We start from the raw sequence: 14,927 nt of genomic DNA on the forward strand, positions 1-14,927 counted from the left end.
CCCTGATTTTGCTGTACCTCTCATTTTATCATAAAACGGATCGTTGTTCATAGAAAGTTATTTTATAATCGGCAAAGGGCTGAGTTACTCGCGAATTTGGTAACTTTACTCGGGAGTTTCGGCTTTGCATTGAATTAAAAGCTGGTTTACGTAAATATTGCGCTTTTTACACTCACATTTGGGGCCGGGTTTCGCCATTTTCTTTGTTTACTCGCCAATTTAGCCACTTTACTCGCGAGTTTGGCGCTTTTACTCGCCAATTTAACGACTTTACTCGCCAATTCCGTGCTTTTTACTCGCCAATTTCGGCTTTGCATCGAATTAAGCTGGTTTACGTAAATATTGCGCTTTTCACACTCGCATTTGGGACGGGGGTTCGCCGGTTGCAATTGGACAATGGGGATTCCTTCTTCGCGTTCACATAGAGTTGAGGGGGAACGGAAGACGCGAGACCGGTTCGGGACATCATACGGTCCAGCGGAAAGCAGGTGTTTTCAATTGAAACAGACAAAGTAAAGATCATCCAAAACTGTGGTCATGCTGGATTCCTCTTTCGTTTAAATAAAAAGTTTTTGTAATTAAATCCCTTTTAATGATAATATTTCATAAAATACAATTGTGAATTTCAGGGGGAGAAGCGTTGAAAAAAATGATCACTGTATTATTTCTCATGATGGTTTTAACAGCTTGTGCTAACGCCACTGATAAAGAGAATTTGGAAGCCACTAAAAAAGATTCTACGAAAAAAACAGAACACCATTATCAATTTACAGGAGAAAGCGAACACTGGGAGGCTGTATATTCTTATAAAGCAACCCAATTATGGGGAAGAGAAAACGGACAAATAACTTATTCTAGCAAAGATAATTATGTACTTACATTAAAATACAAGGGGTCCTTGAAAGAATTATCTTCCATGAAAAAACTTGAATATTCTTATGAAACAACCGCTTCAAGCGGAAGTAAAACAGAGGACTACCCTGATCCACCTAGGGAAAATTCATTTAAAACTAGTGGAGGTTCTAAAAATGGAGCATTGGTAGGTAAAGGGGAAGTTATAAAGGTGAATGTAAAATGGGCTGACAATGACGAGTCATTTGAATTGCGTAATAAAGCAAAGTAATTTTGTCCAAGAAGGAAGCAGCAAATTCGATTAAAATACTCAAAATAAATGGCTTCGTCATGGAAGTCATTTATTTTGAGTGGTCAATAAAATGCTCACTTCGTTTTATTGCAGATTGGAACGCAACGGTCAAACCAAAATTGCGGACTGTTGGGATTCTCCTACTCCTTATGAAAAGTGGAATGAAGGAATGGTCAAATAACACTCAAAAAAAACTCTGAATGATGTGGAATCCTCCCACGCTAGTTTACCGAATAAGGCTCGTATTCTTTAATAAGCTGTTTATATTGGTCTTTATTCATGATCGGGATACCCTTTTGCAGTTCCTCCTGCTTATATACTTCAAGTTTCCCAACATCCAATTGATAAAAAGTATGAATGATTTTGGCGTGCTCAGGCCTTCCGATAAAAATGGACAACGTCCCATCCTCCCTCATCCCGAGATAGCCGTTCGCTTTCAAAAGCGGAGAGATATCATTTTCAATTTTCTTAAGAACGATTTGCTCCTCATTTTGGTCGACCACTTTCCATCCTTCATATTTGGACCAAAAATCTTCCATCGACCATATTGTTTCAGTCAACTTCTCCTCGCTGAGTTCACCATCCAAATACATACGCTGCAGGATGACCTTCCTTTCGATCGGGTCATTTTCCTTTTGCACTGATTCTTCCGCAAAAACGGTCAAGCAAAAGGGCATGATGAAAAGGGTCAAGAATAGTTGAAGTCTTAGCTGTTTAGTCAATATACTCACCTCTTAAGGCGTTTACTTTTTAAGTAGTTTGACCTCAAACAACGTTTATTAACCAGACAAAATCAAAAAGACTGACCCAATGATCGCGGTCAGCCCCTATATCATTTCAAGTGATTTTCATGGATGTTAAGATTATCGAACATATCATTCGCATCCTGAATGATCAAGTCCCTCGTATCGCCATCGCGAAGATTGTTATCAAGTGTCATCGTCCGGAAATAGACCCCTTCATCAGTAGTGACATATAAGGTCCTTCCTTGAGATAATGGTCCGATTTTTTGCTTCACCGCTTCTTTGGTTTCTTGAGCTTGGCTGTAGTCATCAAGCAGCAGTGCAACAAGCATTTCATTTTTCATGATGACGGCCCTTGCATCAACGACCGGATCGACACTATTGGCAGTCTGATTGACCCGGTCTGCCAAATTGCCTTCGTATGCATTATAATAGGATGACTTGGCCCGGAGCGGCTTACTTTCATGACCATGGTAGTTTCGATCACGTTTACTGTAAGCATCATCTTTATCATATAGCCCTTGCACCATATTATGATAATTTATGTTCCGGACCAACTGATCTTTTTCAGTGGAATGGTATCCCGTTTCATCTATGAGGCTCTCGTTTTCCGCTGTATCATTATTGGCACATCCTACCAGACAAACGGCGGCTAATGCTGTATAAAGCGGCAGTACACATTTTATTTTTTGCACCCATGACCCTCCCATAGCAAGTAATGAACGATAATTCGCTCATAGTTAGCATGGGTGTCTTCCTTCAATTGTACTCAGTAAGTTATGGCCAAAATAACGGGTTATTTCCTATTCAGGGAGGAAATCTTTTTCGCCAGCTTTTCATTCATTTCCATCCGCTCCGAAAAACCTTCGACAGTCAGTTTCCATACGGAATGTAACTGTGATGAGCTCTTATTAAGTCGATTCCATTCCCGGAAAATATCCGTTGGATACGTTAAAGCATATAAAAAGGCAAGATCTGACTCGTATTTTTGCAGCTGCGGCACGTGCCACAGCTTCGTTGCGGCATCACCTAAATGATGGGATATCCGGTTTGCGTATTGTAAATAATCAATGCATCGTGGAGCAATCGCCATCAAATCAAAATCAATCAAAGTCAGTGTGCCGTCTGCTTTCCGCAAAAAATTATGGTGGGCACAATCTCCATGGATGATGACTTTTTTCTCCTGATCCCATAAGGACTGGTTTTTTTCAAATCCTTCTAATGACCACTCCCCCCACCTAATCCATTCCTTGACGATATCTTCAGAAACATATTGACGAACATAAGTAAAATTCTTTTTAAATAGAGATAGCCGTTCGCGCCATTTTTTTGCTTGATCGAATAATGGTGCCTTTATGGAAAGGTTTTCAGATACATCATGGAAGCTTTCCAGTAGCTTTATCCCCTCCAAGCGGTCCTTATGATGCGAGAAGCGAAATTTTTTCTTGCTAGGTTGAAAATAGTCCATACTACCATACCATTTTCCTTTGAATTGAAAGGGCATTAAGTTCTGGTGAATATTATACGTTTGATCAAATCCCTTTTGCCTTAACAAGGTTGTCAATTCTCGTTGCCGATCCCACTTTTCAAAACTGTCGAATCCTTTAAGGATCAATGGCCCGCCCTTTTCAAAAGTTATTAAATAGACGCTGCTTTGAAGATGATGGATACTCTTTGGCTGACGGTTTAAATAAGAGAGGAGACGAGTGTTGAACACACTGTCTCCGTGATAATTAGTAGTCATCGCTTTCATCTACATATGTCGGCATTCCAAATGTTTCAGGCGCACGAACACCGCCGAATTGGCCTGGTTGGCCTCCCATTTGTCCAGGTAACATTGCTTCCGGGTGACCCCCAATCTGACCGCGCATCATGCCGGGCTGGCCTCCGTTTTGACCGCCCATCATGCCGGGCTGACCTCCATATGGACCGCCCATCATCATGCCGGGCTGACCTCCGTTTTGGCCGCCCATCATCATGCCGGGCTGGCCTCCGTTTTGACCGCCCATCATCATGCCGGGCTGGCCTCCATTTTGGCCGCCCATCATGCCGGGCTGGCCTCCATTTTGACCGCCCATCATCATGCCGGGCTGGCCTCCGTTTTGACCGCCCATCATGCCGGGCTGACCTCCATTTTGACCGCCCATCATCATGCCGGGCTGACCTCCATTTTGACCGCCCATCATGCCGGGCTGGCCTCCGTTTTGACCGCCCATCATGCCGGGCTGACCTCCATTTTGGCCGCCCATCATGCCGGGCTGACCTCCGTTTTGGCCGCCCATCATGCCGGGCTGACTTCCGTTTTGACCGCCCATCATGCCGGGTTGGCCTCCGTTTTGACCGCCCATCATGCCGGGCTGACTTCCATTTGGACCGCCCATCATGCCGGGCTGGCCTCCGTTTTGGCCGCCCATCATGCCGGGCTGACTTCCATATGGACCGCCCATCATGCCGGGCTGGCCTCCGTTTTGGCCGCCCATCATCATGCCGGGCTGACCTCCGTTTTGGCCGCCCATCATCATGCCAGGTTGGCCTCCGTTTTGACCGCCCATCATCATGCCGGGTTGGCCTCCGTTTTGACCTGGCATTACGAATGGCTCATATTGTTGAACCTGCTCTGATTCCATTGACTCTGTTTCATGCTCATATTGCATTTGATTGCCCATCTGTGGATAGGCGCCTAAATTCGGGTCATGGTAATGCTGCTGTGATGGCTCGGATTGATGATAATCAGGATGGTGATGTCCATAGGCATTCATAGATTGATCGGATTGATACTGGCCCTGCGCTTCCGGCCCATACGTTCCAAGTAACCCTTTATTACAGCCACAATCTTCTTCATTTTCAGACTGTTGTTGTGAATGATTATGATGGTTGTATGAAGCTGGCGATTCACTTGGCGACTCATGGTCTTGTTGCATATATGAGCCTGCCACTTGATGCTGCTGCCCCATCCCCCCATAATAATGGTGCGGCATCGGTGCAGATGCTTGATATGGATAGTGTTGCTGCTGCTGACCGTATGGATTCATGCTTGCACCTTGAACAAATCCTTGCTGCCCCATTGATTGCATGTCAGGAGATTCTCCCCAGACCTCGGAGCTTTCTTCCATCATTTGATAGCCTTGTGTTTCCGGGTTTCCATAGCCGCCATGATATGGGGCTTCCATCCCCTGCATCGGCATATGCGCCCATGGCGGAGGCTGCATACTATAGCCGGTTCCTGGCATGATTGGCGTCATCGGAATGCAATCATCGACAGGCTCACAATAATCCTGGGTTGGAGAAACGGCTGGCTTTTTCTTCTTTTTCTTTGTAGCGACAGGTTCTTCTTTTTTCTTCGGTATTGGTGGCGGTGCAGGGGGCTTTTGCACACTCATATTGGTCATGTTGACCATATAATAATTATTGATATCGATCTCAGGTATCACCGGTGTCGGTACCGGAGCTTCTTTTGGAACAATTATTTGCTTTTCTTTCACGATTGGTTTTGGCTGAACGATCGGCTGCTCTTTGATCGGAGCTTGATACTTCGGTTGTTCTTTGATCGGCTGCTGATATTTCGGCTGCTCTTTGATCGGTGCCTGGTACTTCGGCTGTTCTTTGATCGGCTGCTGATACTTCGGGTGCTCCTTGATCGGTGCCTGATACTTCGGCTGTTCTTTGATCGGCTGCTGATATTTCGGTTGTTCTTTGACTGGCGGTTTTTGCATCATTTGCTGCTCTTTCATTGGTGTCGGCTGAGCCGGATACGGTTGGATTTGGGATTCTTTCACTCCCATATGAATATTAGGTTTAATCGTTTCTTTTAATACTGCTCCGGTTGTCCCTGGTATTTTAATTTTCATTCCCGGCATCATCATGTCCGGGTTGCTCAATTGCGCGTTCACTTTTTTTAGTTCTTCAAAACTGACACCGTATTTTTTGGCGAGTTTCCAAAGTGTATCGCCTTTTTGGACTATATGAATTTTCACGCTGTTAACCCCTCCTGTGCATATGTCCATATATACTATGATGTAGTGGGTGAATTGCTATTATTTTTATCATGAAAACTTATGCATCAAAATGGGCATTTATGATTGGATCAATGATTTAGGGACAGTGATGCCCTTTTCTGACGAAAAAATTAGCGTTGAAACAATCCAGGAATTTCCCACATCTTCAACCCTGGCTTTATTTTCGGACGTACTCTTCCTTTTACCACCTGTCTAAACTCAAGGCATTCCGGGTATAAGAAAGTAGATGGCCCAAGGGCTATATCTGGCACTTATATTCATCCTGGGAGGAATGTAAATGAAATGGAAGGGACGTCAGGGCAGTTCGAATGTCGAGGACAAAAGGGGAATGAGCGGCAAAGGGATGGCAGGCATCGGCGGCGGGGTCGGATTGATAATCGTCTTGATCGTGACACTGCTCGGTGGCAACCCAAGCGATTTGTTGGGCGGGTTGACTTCACCTGATCCCGGAAGCGGCGGCACTTATGTGGAAAGTGATGAAGAAAAGGAATTGGCACAGTTTGTGTCAGTCGTACTAGCAGATACGGAGCGTGTCTGGACGGAGGAATTCCGGAAGAATGGCCTTGAATATGAAGAACCGACTCTTGTTCTGTACTCAGGAAGTGTGGAATCGGCGTGCGGGATCGCAGGTTCTTCAGTGGGACCGTTTTATTGTCCAGGTGATAAGAAGCTTTATATCGATCTCAGCTTTTATCAGGAGTTAAAGGAAGAATTCCAGGCACCAGGGGATTTTGCCATGGCCTATGTGATTGCTCATGAAGTGGGGCACCACGTCCAGACATTACTGGGAACGACAAAAAAGGTTATGCCTGATCGTTCAAAGGTTAGTGAAACGGAATATAATAAGTATTCTGTCCGCCTCGAATTACAGGCCGATTATTTAGCAGGGGTTTGGGCACATCATGTTCAAGGAGAGAATTTGCTTGAGAAGGGCGACCTTGATGAGGCTTTGAATGCAGCGAGCGGTGTGGGAGATGACACCATCCAGAAAAAGGCACAAGGCTACGCAGTTCCAGACAGCTTCACTCACGGTACCTCCGAACAGCGAAAACGTTGGTTCAATAAGGGGTTTGAATCAGGGAATATGAATGAAGGCAATACATTCAAAGTAAAAAATCTTTAACGGTAAAAAAATATGGGACATACATAAAAAGGGGGCTGCAAAGGCCCCCTTTTTATGTATGTCCAGTAAGCCTCGAGATAGTCGGGGCAATCATGCCCTTTCAAGCATTCGATTCAAAGCAAGGATGGCATCAGCCGCCATTTTCTTTTCCACTTTTATCGGGTTGATGGTTTGATTTGCTTCAATTGATTCAAGCGCCCATAACAAATGCGGTAAATCTATTCGATTCATCGTAAGGCATGGGCACATATTCGGATTTAACGAGATGATGTTCTTGTCTGGATTATTGGCGATAAGTCGTTTGACGAGGTTCATTTCCGTGCCGATTGCCCAAGAGCTGCCCGCTTTTGCCTTTTCAATCATGTCAATGATATAGGATGTCGAACCTGCATAATCCGACATGGCCACCACTTCCCGGCGGCATTCCGGATGGACGATGATGTTCATCGCAGGCTGTTCTTCCCTTAATGCTTCAATATTCGCCGTCGTGAAATTTTCATGGACCGAACAATGCCCTTTCCAAAGAAGTACCTTTAGATCCTCGATGTCACCCTCATGGATCAATTCCTCCTTATGAGGATCCCAAACAGCCATGGCATTCAATGGAATGCCAATATCAAAGGCTGTATTCCTGCCAAGATGCTGATCGGGAAGAAACAGGATCCGTTCTTTTTGCTCAAATGCCCATGAAACCATGTCTTGGGCGTTTGAAGATGTAACCGTAGCCCCGCCATTTCTACCCACAAATGCTTTAATGGCCGCAGTCGAATTAACATAAGTAAGCGGAAGGATCGTATCACCGAATAATTCCTGAAGCTTCGTCCAGGCCCGTTCAGTTTGGTCGATATCCGCCATATCTGCCATGGAACAGCCTGCACGCATGTCAGGCAGAATGACGGTCTGCCGCTCCTCCGTCAAAATATCGGCGGTTTCCGCCATGAAATGAACGCCGCAAAACACGATATAATCCGCTTCACGATTTTGGGCGGAAAGCTGGGCCAGCTGAAGTGAATCTCCCGTTACATCGGAAAAGCGAATCACTTCCTCCCGTTGATAATGGTGACCAGGAATATAAAGACGATTACCTAAGCGCTTTTTTATGCCCAGTACCGCTTTCTCCATATCCTCCACTGACATCGTTTTATACTTTTCGGGCAAGACATTGCCTGCTGAGCTAACCATCTCCACTATATTCATCTCATTATCCCCTCACATTCTGTAACCTTTGCGCTAATATCGAGTGCCCGGACGCTGTGCGTCAGACTGCCCAACGAAATGTAATCCACCCCTGTTTCACGATACGTTGCTAAATTGCCAAGCGTCATTCCACCGGAGGCTTCCGTTATGATCGAATCAGGAACAGATTTGACCCATTGCTTAATTTCTTCTGGCGTCCTGTTATCGAACATGATGATATCCACACCGGCTTCCACAGCCTCAAGCACCTGTTCCAGTGACTCCGTTTCAACCTCCACTTTCCACGCATGACCCAATTTGCCTTTGACCGCTTGAACCGCCTTCGTGATGGAACCGGCGAAAGCAATGTGATTGTCTTTGATCATGACGGCATCATACAAACCATTTCGGTGGTTGAAGGCCCCGCCTGAACGAACCGCATATTTTTCAAGCATCCGCAGGCCAGGCGTGGTTTTCCTTGTATCACATGCCCTTGTCTTCGTCCCCGCCAGGATCATCGTCGCTTCACTTGCAAGCGTGGCAATTCCGGACATGCGCTGCACCAAGTTCAAAACGACCCGTTCCCCTTTTAATAGCGAAGCCATATTGCCGGTCATTCGCGCAAGCTGCTGACCTGCTTCAAACACTTCACCATCACGGACATGCAGGGCCACCTCGATTTGGGTATCCAACAAGGAAAAGCCTGTTATGATGACGTCGCCTCCGCTAAAAACCCCTCCCTCTTTTGCAATGAAAGTCAAGGTCCCTTGTTTTGCTTGGCCAAAAATCGTATCACTCGTTACGTCATATTCCCCTATATCTTCGATCAAAAAATGCTCCAGCATTTGCTTAAGCTTCAATATGTTCATATTGCCTTCTCCCCTTCACTCGGTTTTTCACATCTTCGCAAGCAAGGATGACCGAATTTTCTAGCCATGAGGAGTCATCTTCGCTTGGATAATCACTGCGGAAATGACCGCCCCTGCTTTCCGTTCTAGTCAATGCCGATTCGGCAATCAGCCACGCGACGATCATGGCGTTAGCTTTAGTGATTTCCGTCAGCGATCGTCCGGTAACGTCCGGATGGAGCAAGCTTTCGATGTGAAAAGCCTCAAGATAACCCTTCAAGCGAATTAACCCAGCTTCCGTTCGGACGATTCCGGCTTCACTCATCAATTTTTCCTGCAAATCCGATATATCGGGTAATGAAGCTATATGACAGGAAACCTTAGGATACTCCTTTTCTGCTGGTAGCTCCCTTGCTGGCAAATTAGCCAGCAAATCACCAAGTGCCCTGCCAAATACGAGGCCTTCGAGAAGCGAATTGCTTGCCAACCGGCTCGCACCATGTACACCCGTGCATGCCACCTCACCGACTGCATACAACGAGGGGACAGAGGTTCGCCCCGATTCATCCACTTCGATTCCGCCCATTAGAAAATGATTTCCAGGTGCAACCGGGATTTTTCCGAGCTGGAGGTCCACCCCGTTTTTTTCACATAATGAGCTTACCGTCGGGAAACGCTTTTTAAAATCCTTGATCATCGATATATCCAAAAACACCTTTTCACCGCTCTGTAAATAAGAAAAAATCGTCTGTGCGACAATATGCCTTGGGGCAAGGTCCTTCAAATGATGAATATCCTGCATGATCGGACTTCCATTTTCAGTCACTAATATGGCGCCATCACCACGGACCGCTTCTGAAACAAGCCCCTCGGCTTTATCATTCATAAAAAGGAGCGTCGGATGGAACTGGATGAATTCCATATCACGGACTTTTGCCCCTGCCTTGAAAGCAAGAGCGATGCCATCACCCGATACCGTTTGTGAATTGGACGTTATTTGGTATAGCGAACCGCATCCGCCCGTTGCCAAAACCGTGTGCTCTGCATGATAGACAGCCAGTTTCCCTGACCTATCAAGCGTTTTGATGCCGATGCAAGAGTCATCCTCACCGACGACCAACTCCACTGCAGCCTCATTCTCGATAACCTGAATCTTCGAGCCATTCAAGCAGCCTATTAAATGTTCCATGATGTACTTTCCAGTCCCATCCCCATGACTATGGAGGATTCTCCTTTCACTATGGGCACCCTCCAGGCCAAGCATGAGGGACCCGTCATGATCTCGGTCAAATTGCATCCCGGATTGAAGAAGTTCAGCTATCGCCAAAGGAGCTTCCTCGACAAGTTTCTCCACAGCCTCCACTTTGTTATATCGCTGACCAGCAGCCAGCGTGTCTTTTTTATGTAAGGATACTTCATCCTGATCGGATATTGCGGCAGCAATACCGCCTTGCGCCAAATATGAATTACTATGACGAATTTTTGATTTTGTGATGAGTATCACATGCTTATGCTCACTTGCTACCAATGCCGTTTTCAAAGCCGCAATACCGCTGCCTATCACGATGACTTCCGTTTTGACCATCATTACATTCCTCCTGTTTATGACAGGTGTCTTGACAACTATATTTACATATTATTAAACTATTATCAAGAGTTTTTTAAAATGAAGGATGGAAGTGATTCAATGATTTATTTGGACTATGCGGCCACAACGCCGATGGATGAAGAAGCGATTGACGTGTTCAGCCAAGCATCCCGGAGGTTTTTCGGAAACGCAAGCAGCTTGCATGATATAGGCTCTGAAAGTGCACGTTTATTGGATATGTCACGACGGCAGCTGGCAGAAATGCTACATATGAAAAAAGAAGGCGTCATCTTTACGAGCGGCGGATCGGAAAGTAATATGCTTGCAATCGATACATTTATCGCTTCAAAACCGGCCTGGCAGAATCACTTGATCGTTAGCCGGACCGAGCATGCATCGATCGACAACCTTATCTGCAGGTTTGAACGCTCCGGCTACGAGGTGACGTATTTACGGCATGGGGAGGATGGCCGCATCGATATCGAACACCTGAGAGGAGCGCTGTCGGAGAAAACCTGCCTGGTCATTGTCCAACATGTGAATTCAGAAATCGGAGTCATACAGCCGATTGAGCAAATAAGTAAAATCGTTAGGGAGCATCAAGCCTTTTTACATGTCGACTGCGTTCAATCGTTTGCAAAATTGCCATTGGACGAGATATCTGGGTTATGTGATGGAATGTCCATTTCCAGCCACAAAGTTTATGGACCAAAAGGGACAGGGGCCGTCATTTTCCCAGCAATCCATCAGTTGAGGGCTCCGATTCCGAATATCACCCATGAATCCGGCTTCCGGCCTGGTACGGTGGACGTCCCCAGTATAGCCTCCTTCGTAACCGCCGCCAAAAATTCAGCAAATATCAGCGAAAAGGAACATGAACGCATCTCCAAGCTGAGGAAGCAATTGATCCAGCAACTAACCGAAAGAAAGATGGGCTTTCAAATCATCGGCGCGAAAACCGAACAATTGCCGCACATTCTTGCTCTTACCTTCCCTGGCTTGCAAGGCCAGTACGTCATGCTCGAATTAAACAAGAAGGGCTTTGCCGTATCGACGGGAAGTGCCTGTCAGATCGGTAAACAAAATCCATCCAAAACCATGATGGCGATTGGAAAAAGCGAAGAAGAGGCGCATCAATTCATCCGCCTTTCCTTTGGTAAACATACGACGGCGGATGATATTGAAAAATTGGCAGACTGCCTCGAAGGAATCGCTTCCATTCGATAAAACCGCCCATTCTATGATAGAATGTTTATATATTAAAGAGGTGAATGAATGATGGAAAGAAAGAAATTACTCGGGGAAGAAAGACGAACGAAACTTTTACATATATTGCAAACAAGTGCACAGCCCGTTACAGGCACGGAGCTTTCGCAAATGGCCAATGTAAGCCGCCAGGTCATCGTTGGTGATATAACGCTCCTGAAGGCCCGGAATGAACCGATCATAGCCACGAGCCAAGGCTATATCTTTTTGGCGACCGAAAGTACGAAAAAGCCAGAAAGGACAATTGCTTGCCAGCACGATCCTTCCCGGGCTCAGGAAGAGCTTTACCTGCTCGTGGATATCGGGATCACGGTGAAGGATGTCAAAATCGAGCATCCTGTATACGGCGACCTAACTGCTTCCATCATGGTCAGCAGCCGTAAGGAAGTCCAGCAATTCCTCTCAAGGGTATCTGCCACGAATGCTTCTTTTTTATCGGAGCTAACGAGCGGCATCCATCTCCATACACTGAGCGCATCCTCGGAGGAACTGCTTGACGAGGCGGAGACTGCCCTGCGTGAAGCCGGCATATTGGTCGATTGACTGACGAAACCCTTCATATCCTGAGGGGTTTTCCTTATCTTATGCTCCTATGCCGGCTCATCATCCGACTGGCTTTCACTGTTGCTTCTCAATTGGCCGATGAGGTTGAGGACGGAGCCGACGGCTTGTATCCAGCCTCCCATCGTCTGTATTAATTCGCCATCTGTCGGCTTTTCTTCTAAATCCGGGTATTGATATTTTTGTTTCCCTTCCTCGTTCCCTTCTTCTTTGTCTTCATCGTCCTCATCTTGTGTTTCATCTTCATCACTTTCCTGATCTTTTTCCAGAATGCTATTCCTTAGTTCGCTAATTCCTCCAATCGCCTGCATCGAGTTCCCTATCGCCTGCAACATATTTCCCGTGACATTCAAGGCCTGTTCTGGTTCATCAGGATTCTCGTAAGCCCCCGCCACCGCAGTTCCTCCTCCTAACGCTTGAATCAGGTTACCTTTGATGATCAATTCCTTCTTCGTCACCTCATCGAAGTCAATGACCAATCCTAAGATGACAGTCGAATTTCCGATGGCCTGTATTTGATTGCCGAATTTATTTAGTGACCATGTGTCTTCCGAATCCGCCAATATCGCATTTCCTGTCGCTTGAAGTTCATTGCCGATCAAATCCAAGTTTTTTCGGAAATCCTCGTCGAGCACATTCGATGGCGTTCCTCCAACAGCGGAAATGACTGTCCCTATCGCTTGGGTCCAAGAACCGAAAGTTTCTTTGAATTGACTTTCCATCTCTACTGAACACCACCCGCTCCATGCATTTTTGATCCTTCTTTTGCCATAAAAAAAGTGCCGCAGTTACTCCAGTCTTGAAGGTATGTATCTTCGTTAATGATATCGCGGTCGCCTAGCCATTGTATACGAAATCACCAAGAATGGTGTGTAATCTCTCCTCTATTTCAAGACTGAATACCCTTCGATTCAAGAACGGCGCCCCCACACAAAAAAACGCCCCGGATAATTGAACTATACCCCGGATAACGGACACACATAAAAAAGTGTTCCTTATCCGGGTTTTTTTATGTTTCAATGGATGTAATGAGTATGGACGGAGGGTTTCTATGAGTAAGAATATATATACTGAATTTCAAATTAAAGAACTTGAAAAGAATCCAAATATCATTAGTGCTTCCGAGCGATCTATTTCCTATAGTCCTGAATTCAAGAAAAAATCTGTTAAAGAATATAAAAAGGGGAAAGCCCCCTCTCAAATTTTCATGGACCAGGGAATTAATCTCGAAATAGTTGGAAAGAAACAACCCATACGTTGTCTACAGCGCTGGCGTAGTACCTTTGAAAGGTTTGGTGAGGAAGGCTTCCTTACGGAACGGCGTGGAAAAGGAAGTACAGGACGTCCCACTTCCAAGCCACAGTCTGTAGAGGAACAACTTAGGAAGGCCGAGGCGAGAATTAAATTCCTTGAAGCAGAAAATGACTTCCTAAAAAAGCTGGAAGAGCTAGAAAGGCAGGCTTTGAAAAAGAAATAATTCTAACTTCTGCCGAGAAGTTCTATCTGATTGAAAGGACGATTAGAATACACCAATTAAAGAAGGCTGTTTCTTATCTATGCAAATTGGCTGGTGTAAGTCGAAGTGGTTACTATGATTGGGTAAAGGCAGCTCCTTACCGGGAGCTACGTGAAGAACAGGATGGATTGGATATAGAATTGATCAGAAATATTTTCATCAGTAAAAAGGAAAAAGTAAGCGCTCTCCAAATCAAAATGATTATGGAGAATGACTACTCTGCTGTAATGAATCATAAGAAAATCAGACGGTTGATGACAAAATATAATCTCCTAGCGAAAATCAGAAGGGCGAACCCCTATAGGAAGATGGCCAAGGCAACCAAGGAGCACCTTACTTGTCCAAACCTTCTTAAACGTAAATTCAATCAGGAGGTGCCAGGGAAGGTCCTGCTTACTGACATTACCTATCTTTATTATGGGAAAGGCCAAAAAGCTTATTTATCATGCGTGAAGGATGCCGCCACAAAAGAAATCGTTACGTACCATTTATCTACTTCATTAGAAATGGATATTGTTTACGAGACCTTACATAAGCTAAAGCAGGCTGTGTGTCACGAATTCCATCCGAGTGTAATCCTTCATTCTGACCAGGGGTTCCATTACACCAATCCTCTATTTCAACGCAAAGTGAAGGAACTTGGGATAACCCAATCCATGTCCCGTAAGGGAAACTGTTGGGATAATGCGCCAATGGAAAGTTTTTTTGGCCACTTTAAGGATTTGGCAGAATATAAAACATGTACTAATTTAACGGATGTGAAGGAAGAAATTGATCGAGTTATTGAAGAATATAATGAACATCGATACCAATGGGGGTTAAAGAAAATGGCCCCGGTACAATACCGGGACCACTTATTAGCCATTTAGGCACTTTTTTATACTGTCCGTAAAATGGGGTACAGTTCAAATTCCAGGGCGCCACTTCATTCCTTATTTTCCTTCTT

General features: G+C 45.4%; 14 protein-coding genes. 5 read left to right on the plus strand and 9 right to left on the minus strand.

Features of this window, described 5'->3' with window-relative positions; genetic code table 11:
• Window positions 1–146: 146 nt before the first annotated feature.
• The gene (locus ABE28_RS26125) at window positions 147–317 is read right to left on the minus strand and encodes a hypothetical protein (protein ID WP_156775803.1); all 171 of its coding nucleotides are present in this window, start codon (window positions 315–317) and stop codon (window positions 147–149) included.
• Window positions 318–640: 323 nt separating this feature from the next.
• Here ABE28_RS26125 and ABE28_RS16230 point away from each other — a divergent pair, with 323 nt between their 5' ends.
• Complete coding sequence (locus tag ABE28_RS16230) at window positions 641–1,123, plus strand: hypothetical protein (RefSeq protein ID WP_083232112.1); 483 nt, start codon at window positions 641–643, stop codon at window positions 1,121–1,123.
• 242 nt (window positions 1,124–1,365) lie between these two features.
• Here ABE28_RS16230 and ABE28_RS16240 read toward each other — a convergent pair whose 3' ends face one another.
• From ABE28_RS16240 to safA, 4 genes are all read right to left on the minus strand, one after another.
• The gene (locus ABE28_RS16240) at window positions 1,366–1,866 is read right to left on the minus strand and encodes an intercompartmental signaling factor BofC (protein WP_156775804.1); all 501 of its coding nucleotides are present in this window, start codon (window positions 1,864–1,866) and stop codon (window positions 1,366–1,368) included.
• Between the two features lie 110 nt (window positions 1,867–1,976).
• Entirely contained in the window at window positions 1,977–2,582 is a 606-nt protein-coding gene (locus ABE28_RS16245; RefSeq protein WP_064462110.1) for a YhcN/YlaJ family sporulation lipoprotein, read from the minus strand.
• A 101-nt stretch (window positions 2,583–2,683) separates the two neighbouring features.
• Window positions 2,684–3,631, minus strand: coding sequence for a phosphotransferase (locus ABE28_RS16250; RefSeq protein ID WP_167353408.1), 948 nt, complete (start codon window positions 3,629–3,631; stop codon window positions 2,684–2,686).
• A complete protein-coding gene (safA, locus tag ABE28_RS25825) occupies window positions 3,621–5,861 on the minus strand; it encodes a SafA/ExsA family spore coat assembly protein (protein WP_064462108.1) in 2,241 nt (746 codons plus the stop codon). Before safA ends, ABE28_RS16250 begins: the two co-directional genes overlap by 11 nt.
• A 319-nt stretch (window positions 5,862–6,180) precedes the next feature.
• On the opposite strand from safA, the gene ypfJ reads away from it, so the two are divergent.
• Window positions 6,181–7,026 carry a KPN_02809 family neutral zinc metallopeptidase gene (gene ypfJ, locus ABE28_RS16265; protein WP_064462106.1) on the plus strand — a complete coding sequence of 282 codons (846 nt, stop codon included), beginning with the start codon at window positions 6,181–6,183 and terminating at the stop codon, window positions 7,024–7,026.
• Between the two features lie 90 nt (window positions 7,027–7,116).
• Here ypfJ and nadA read toward each other — a convergent pair whose 3' ends face one another.
• The 3 genes from nadA to nadB are packed head-to-tail and all read right to left on the minus strand — an operon-like array spanning window position 7,117 to window position 10,638.
• Window positions 7,117–8,223, minus strand: a complete 1,107-nt coding sequence (nadA, locus tag ABE28_RS16270) for a quinolinate synthase NadA (RefSeq protein ID WP_064462105.1) — start codon at window positions 8,221–8,223, stop codon at window positions 7,117–7,119.
• Complete coding sequence (gene nadC / locus ABE28_RS16275) at window positions 8,220–9,071, minus strand: carboxylating nicotinate-nucleotide diphosphorylase (RefSeq protein WP_064462104.1); 852 nt, start codon at window positions 9,069–9,071, stop codon at window positions 8,220–8,222. Before nadC ends, nadA begins: the two co-directional genes overlap by 4 nt.
• Window positions 9,052–10,638 (minus strand): L-aspartate oxidase, encoded by a 1,587-nt coding sequence (gene nadB, locus ABE28_RS16280; RefSeq protein ID WP_257390610.1) that lies wholly within the window; start codon window positions 10,636–10,638, stop codon window positions 9,052–9,054. Before nadB ends, nadC begins: the two co-directional genes overlap by 20 nt.
• A gap of 78 nt (window positions 10,639–10,716) precedes the next feature.
• Between nadB and ABE28_RS16285 the strand changes: the two genes are divergently transcribed.
• Window positions 10,717–11,865 carry an IscS subfamily cysteine desulfurase gene (locus ABE28_RS16285; protein WP_257390611.1) on the plus strand — a complete coding sequence of 383 codons (1,149 nt, stop codon included), beginning with the start codon at window positions 10,717–10,719 and terminating at the stop codon, window positions 11,863–11,865.
• Between the two features lie 48 nt (window positions 11,866–11,913).
• The gene (locus tag ABE28_RS16290; RefSeq protein WP_064462103.1) at window positions 11,914–12,447 is read left to right on the plus strand and encodes a transcription repressor NadR; all 534 of its coding nucleotides are present in this window, start codon (window positions 11,914–11,916) and stop codon (window positions 12,445–12,447) included.
• Between the two features lie 47 nt (window positions 12,448–12,494).
• Here the strand turns inward: ABE28_RS16290 and ABE28_RS16295 are convergent, their stop codons facing one another.
• The gene (locus ABE28_RS16295; RefSeq protein ID WP_064462102.1) at window positions 12,495–13,187 is read right to left on the minus strand and encodes a DUF6944 family repetitive protein; all 693 of its coding nucleotides are present in this window, start codon (window positions 13,185–13,187) and stop codon (window positions 12,495–12,497) included.
• A gap of 329 nt (window positions 13,188–13,516) precedes the next feature.
• On the opposite strand from ABE28_RS16295, the gene ABE28_RS24625 reads away from it, so the two are divergent.
• Window positions 13,517–14,850, plus strand: a protein-coding gene (locus tag ABE28_RS24625) for an IS3 family transposase (RefSeq protein WP_156775806.1) whose coding sequence is annotated in 2 segments (ribosomal slippage) — window positions 13,517–13,889 and window positions 13,889–14,850 — 1,335 coding nt in all. Because the reading frame shifts where the segments join, the coding sequence is not laid out codon by codon here.
• The last annotated feature ends 77 nt before the right edge of the window (window positions 14,851–14,927 follow it).

The organism is Peribacillus muralis (genome assembly GCF_001645685.2).
Classification (GTDB): domain Bacteria; phylum Bacillota; class Bacilli; order Bacillales; family DSM-1321; genus Peribacillus; species Peribacillus muralis_A.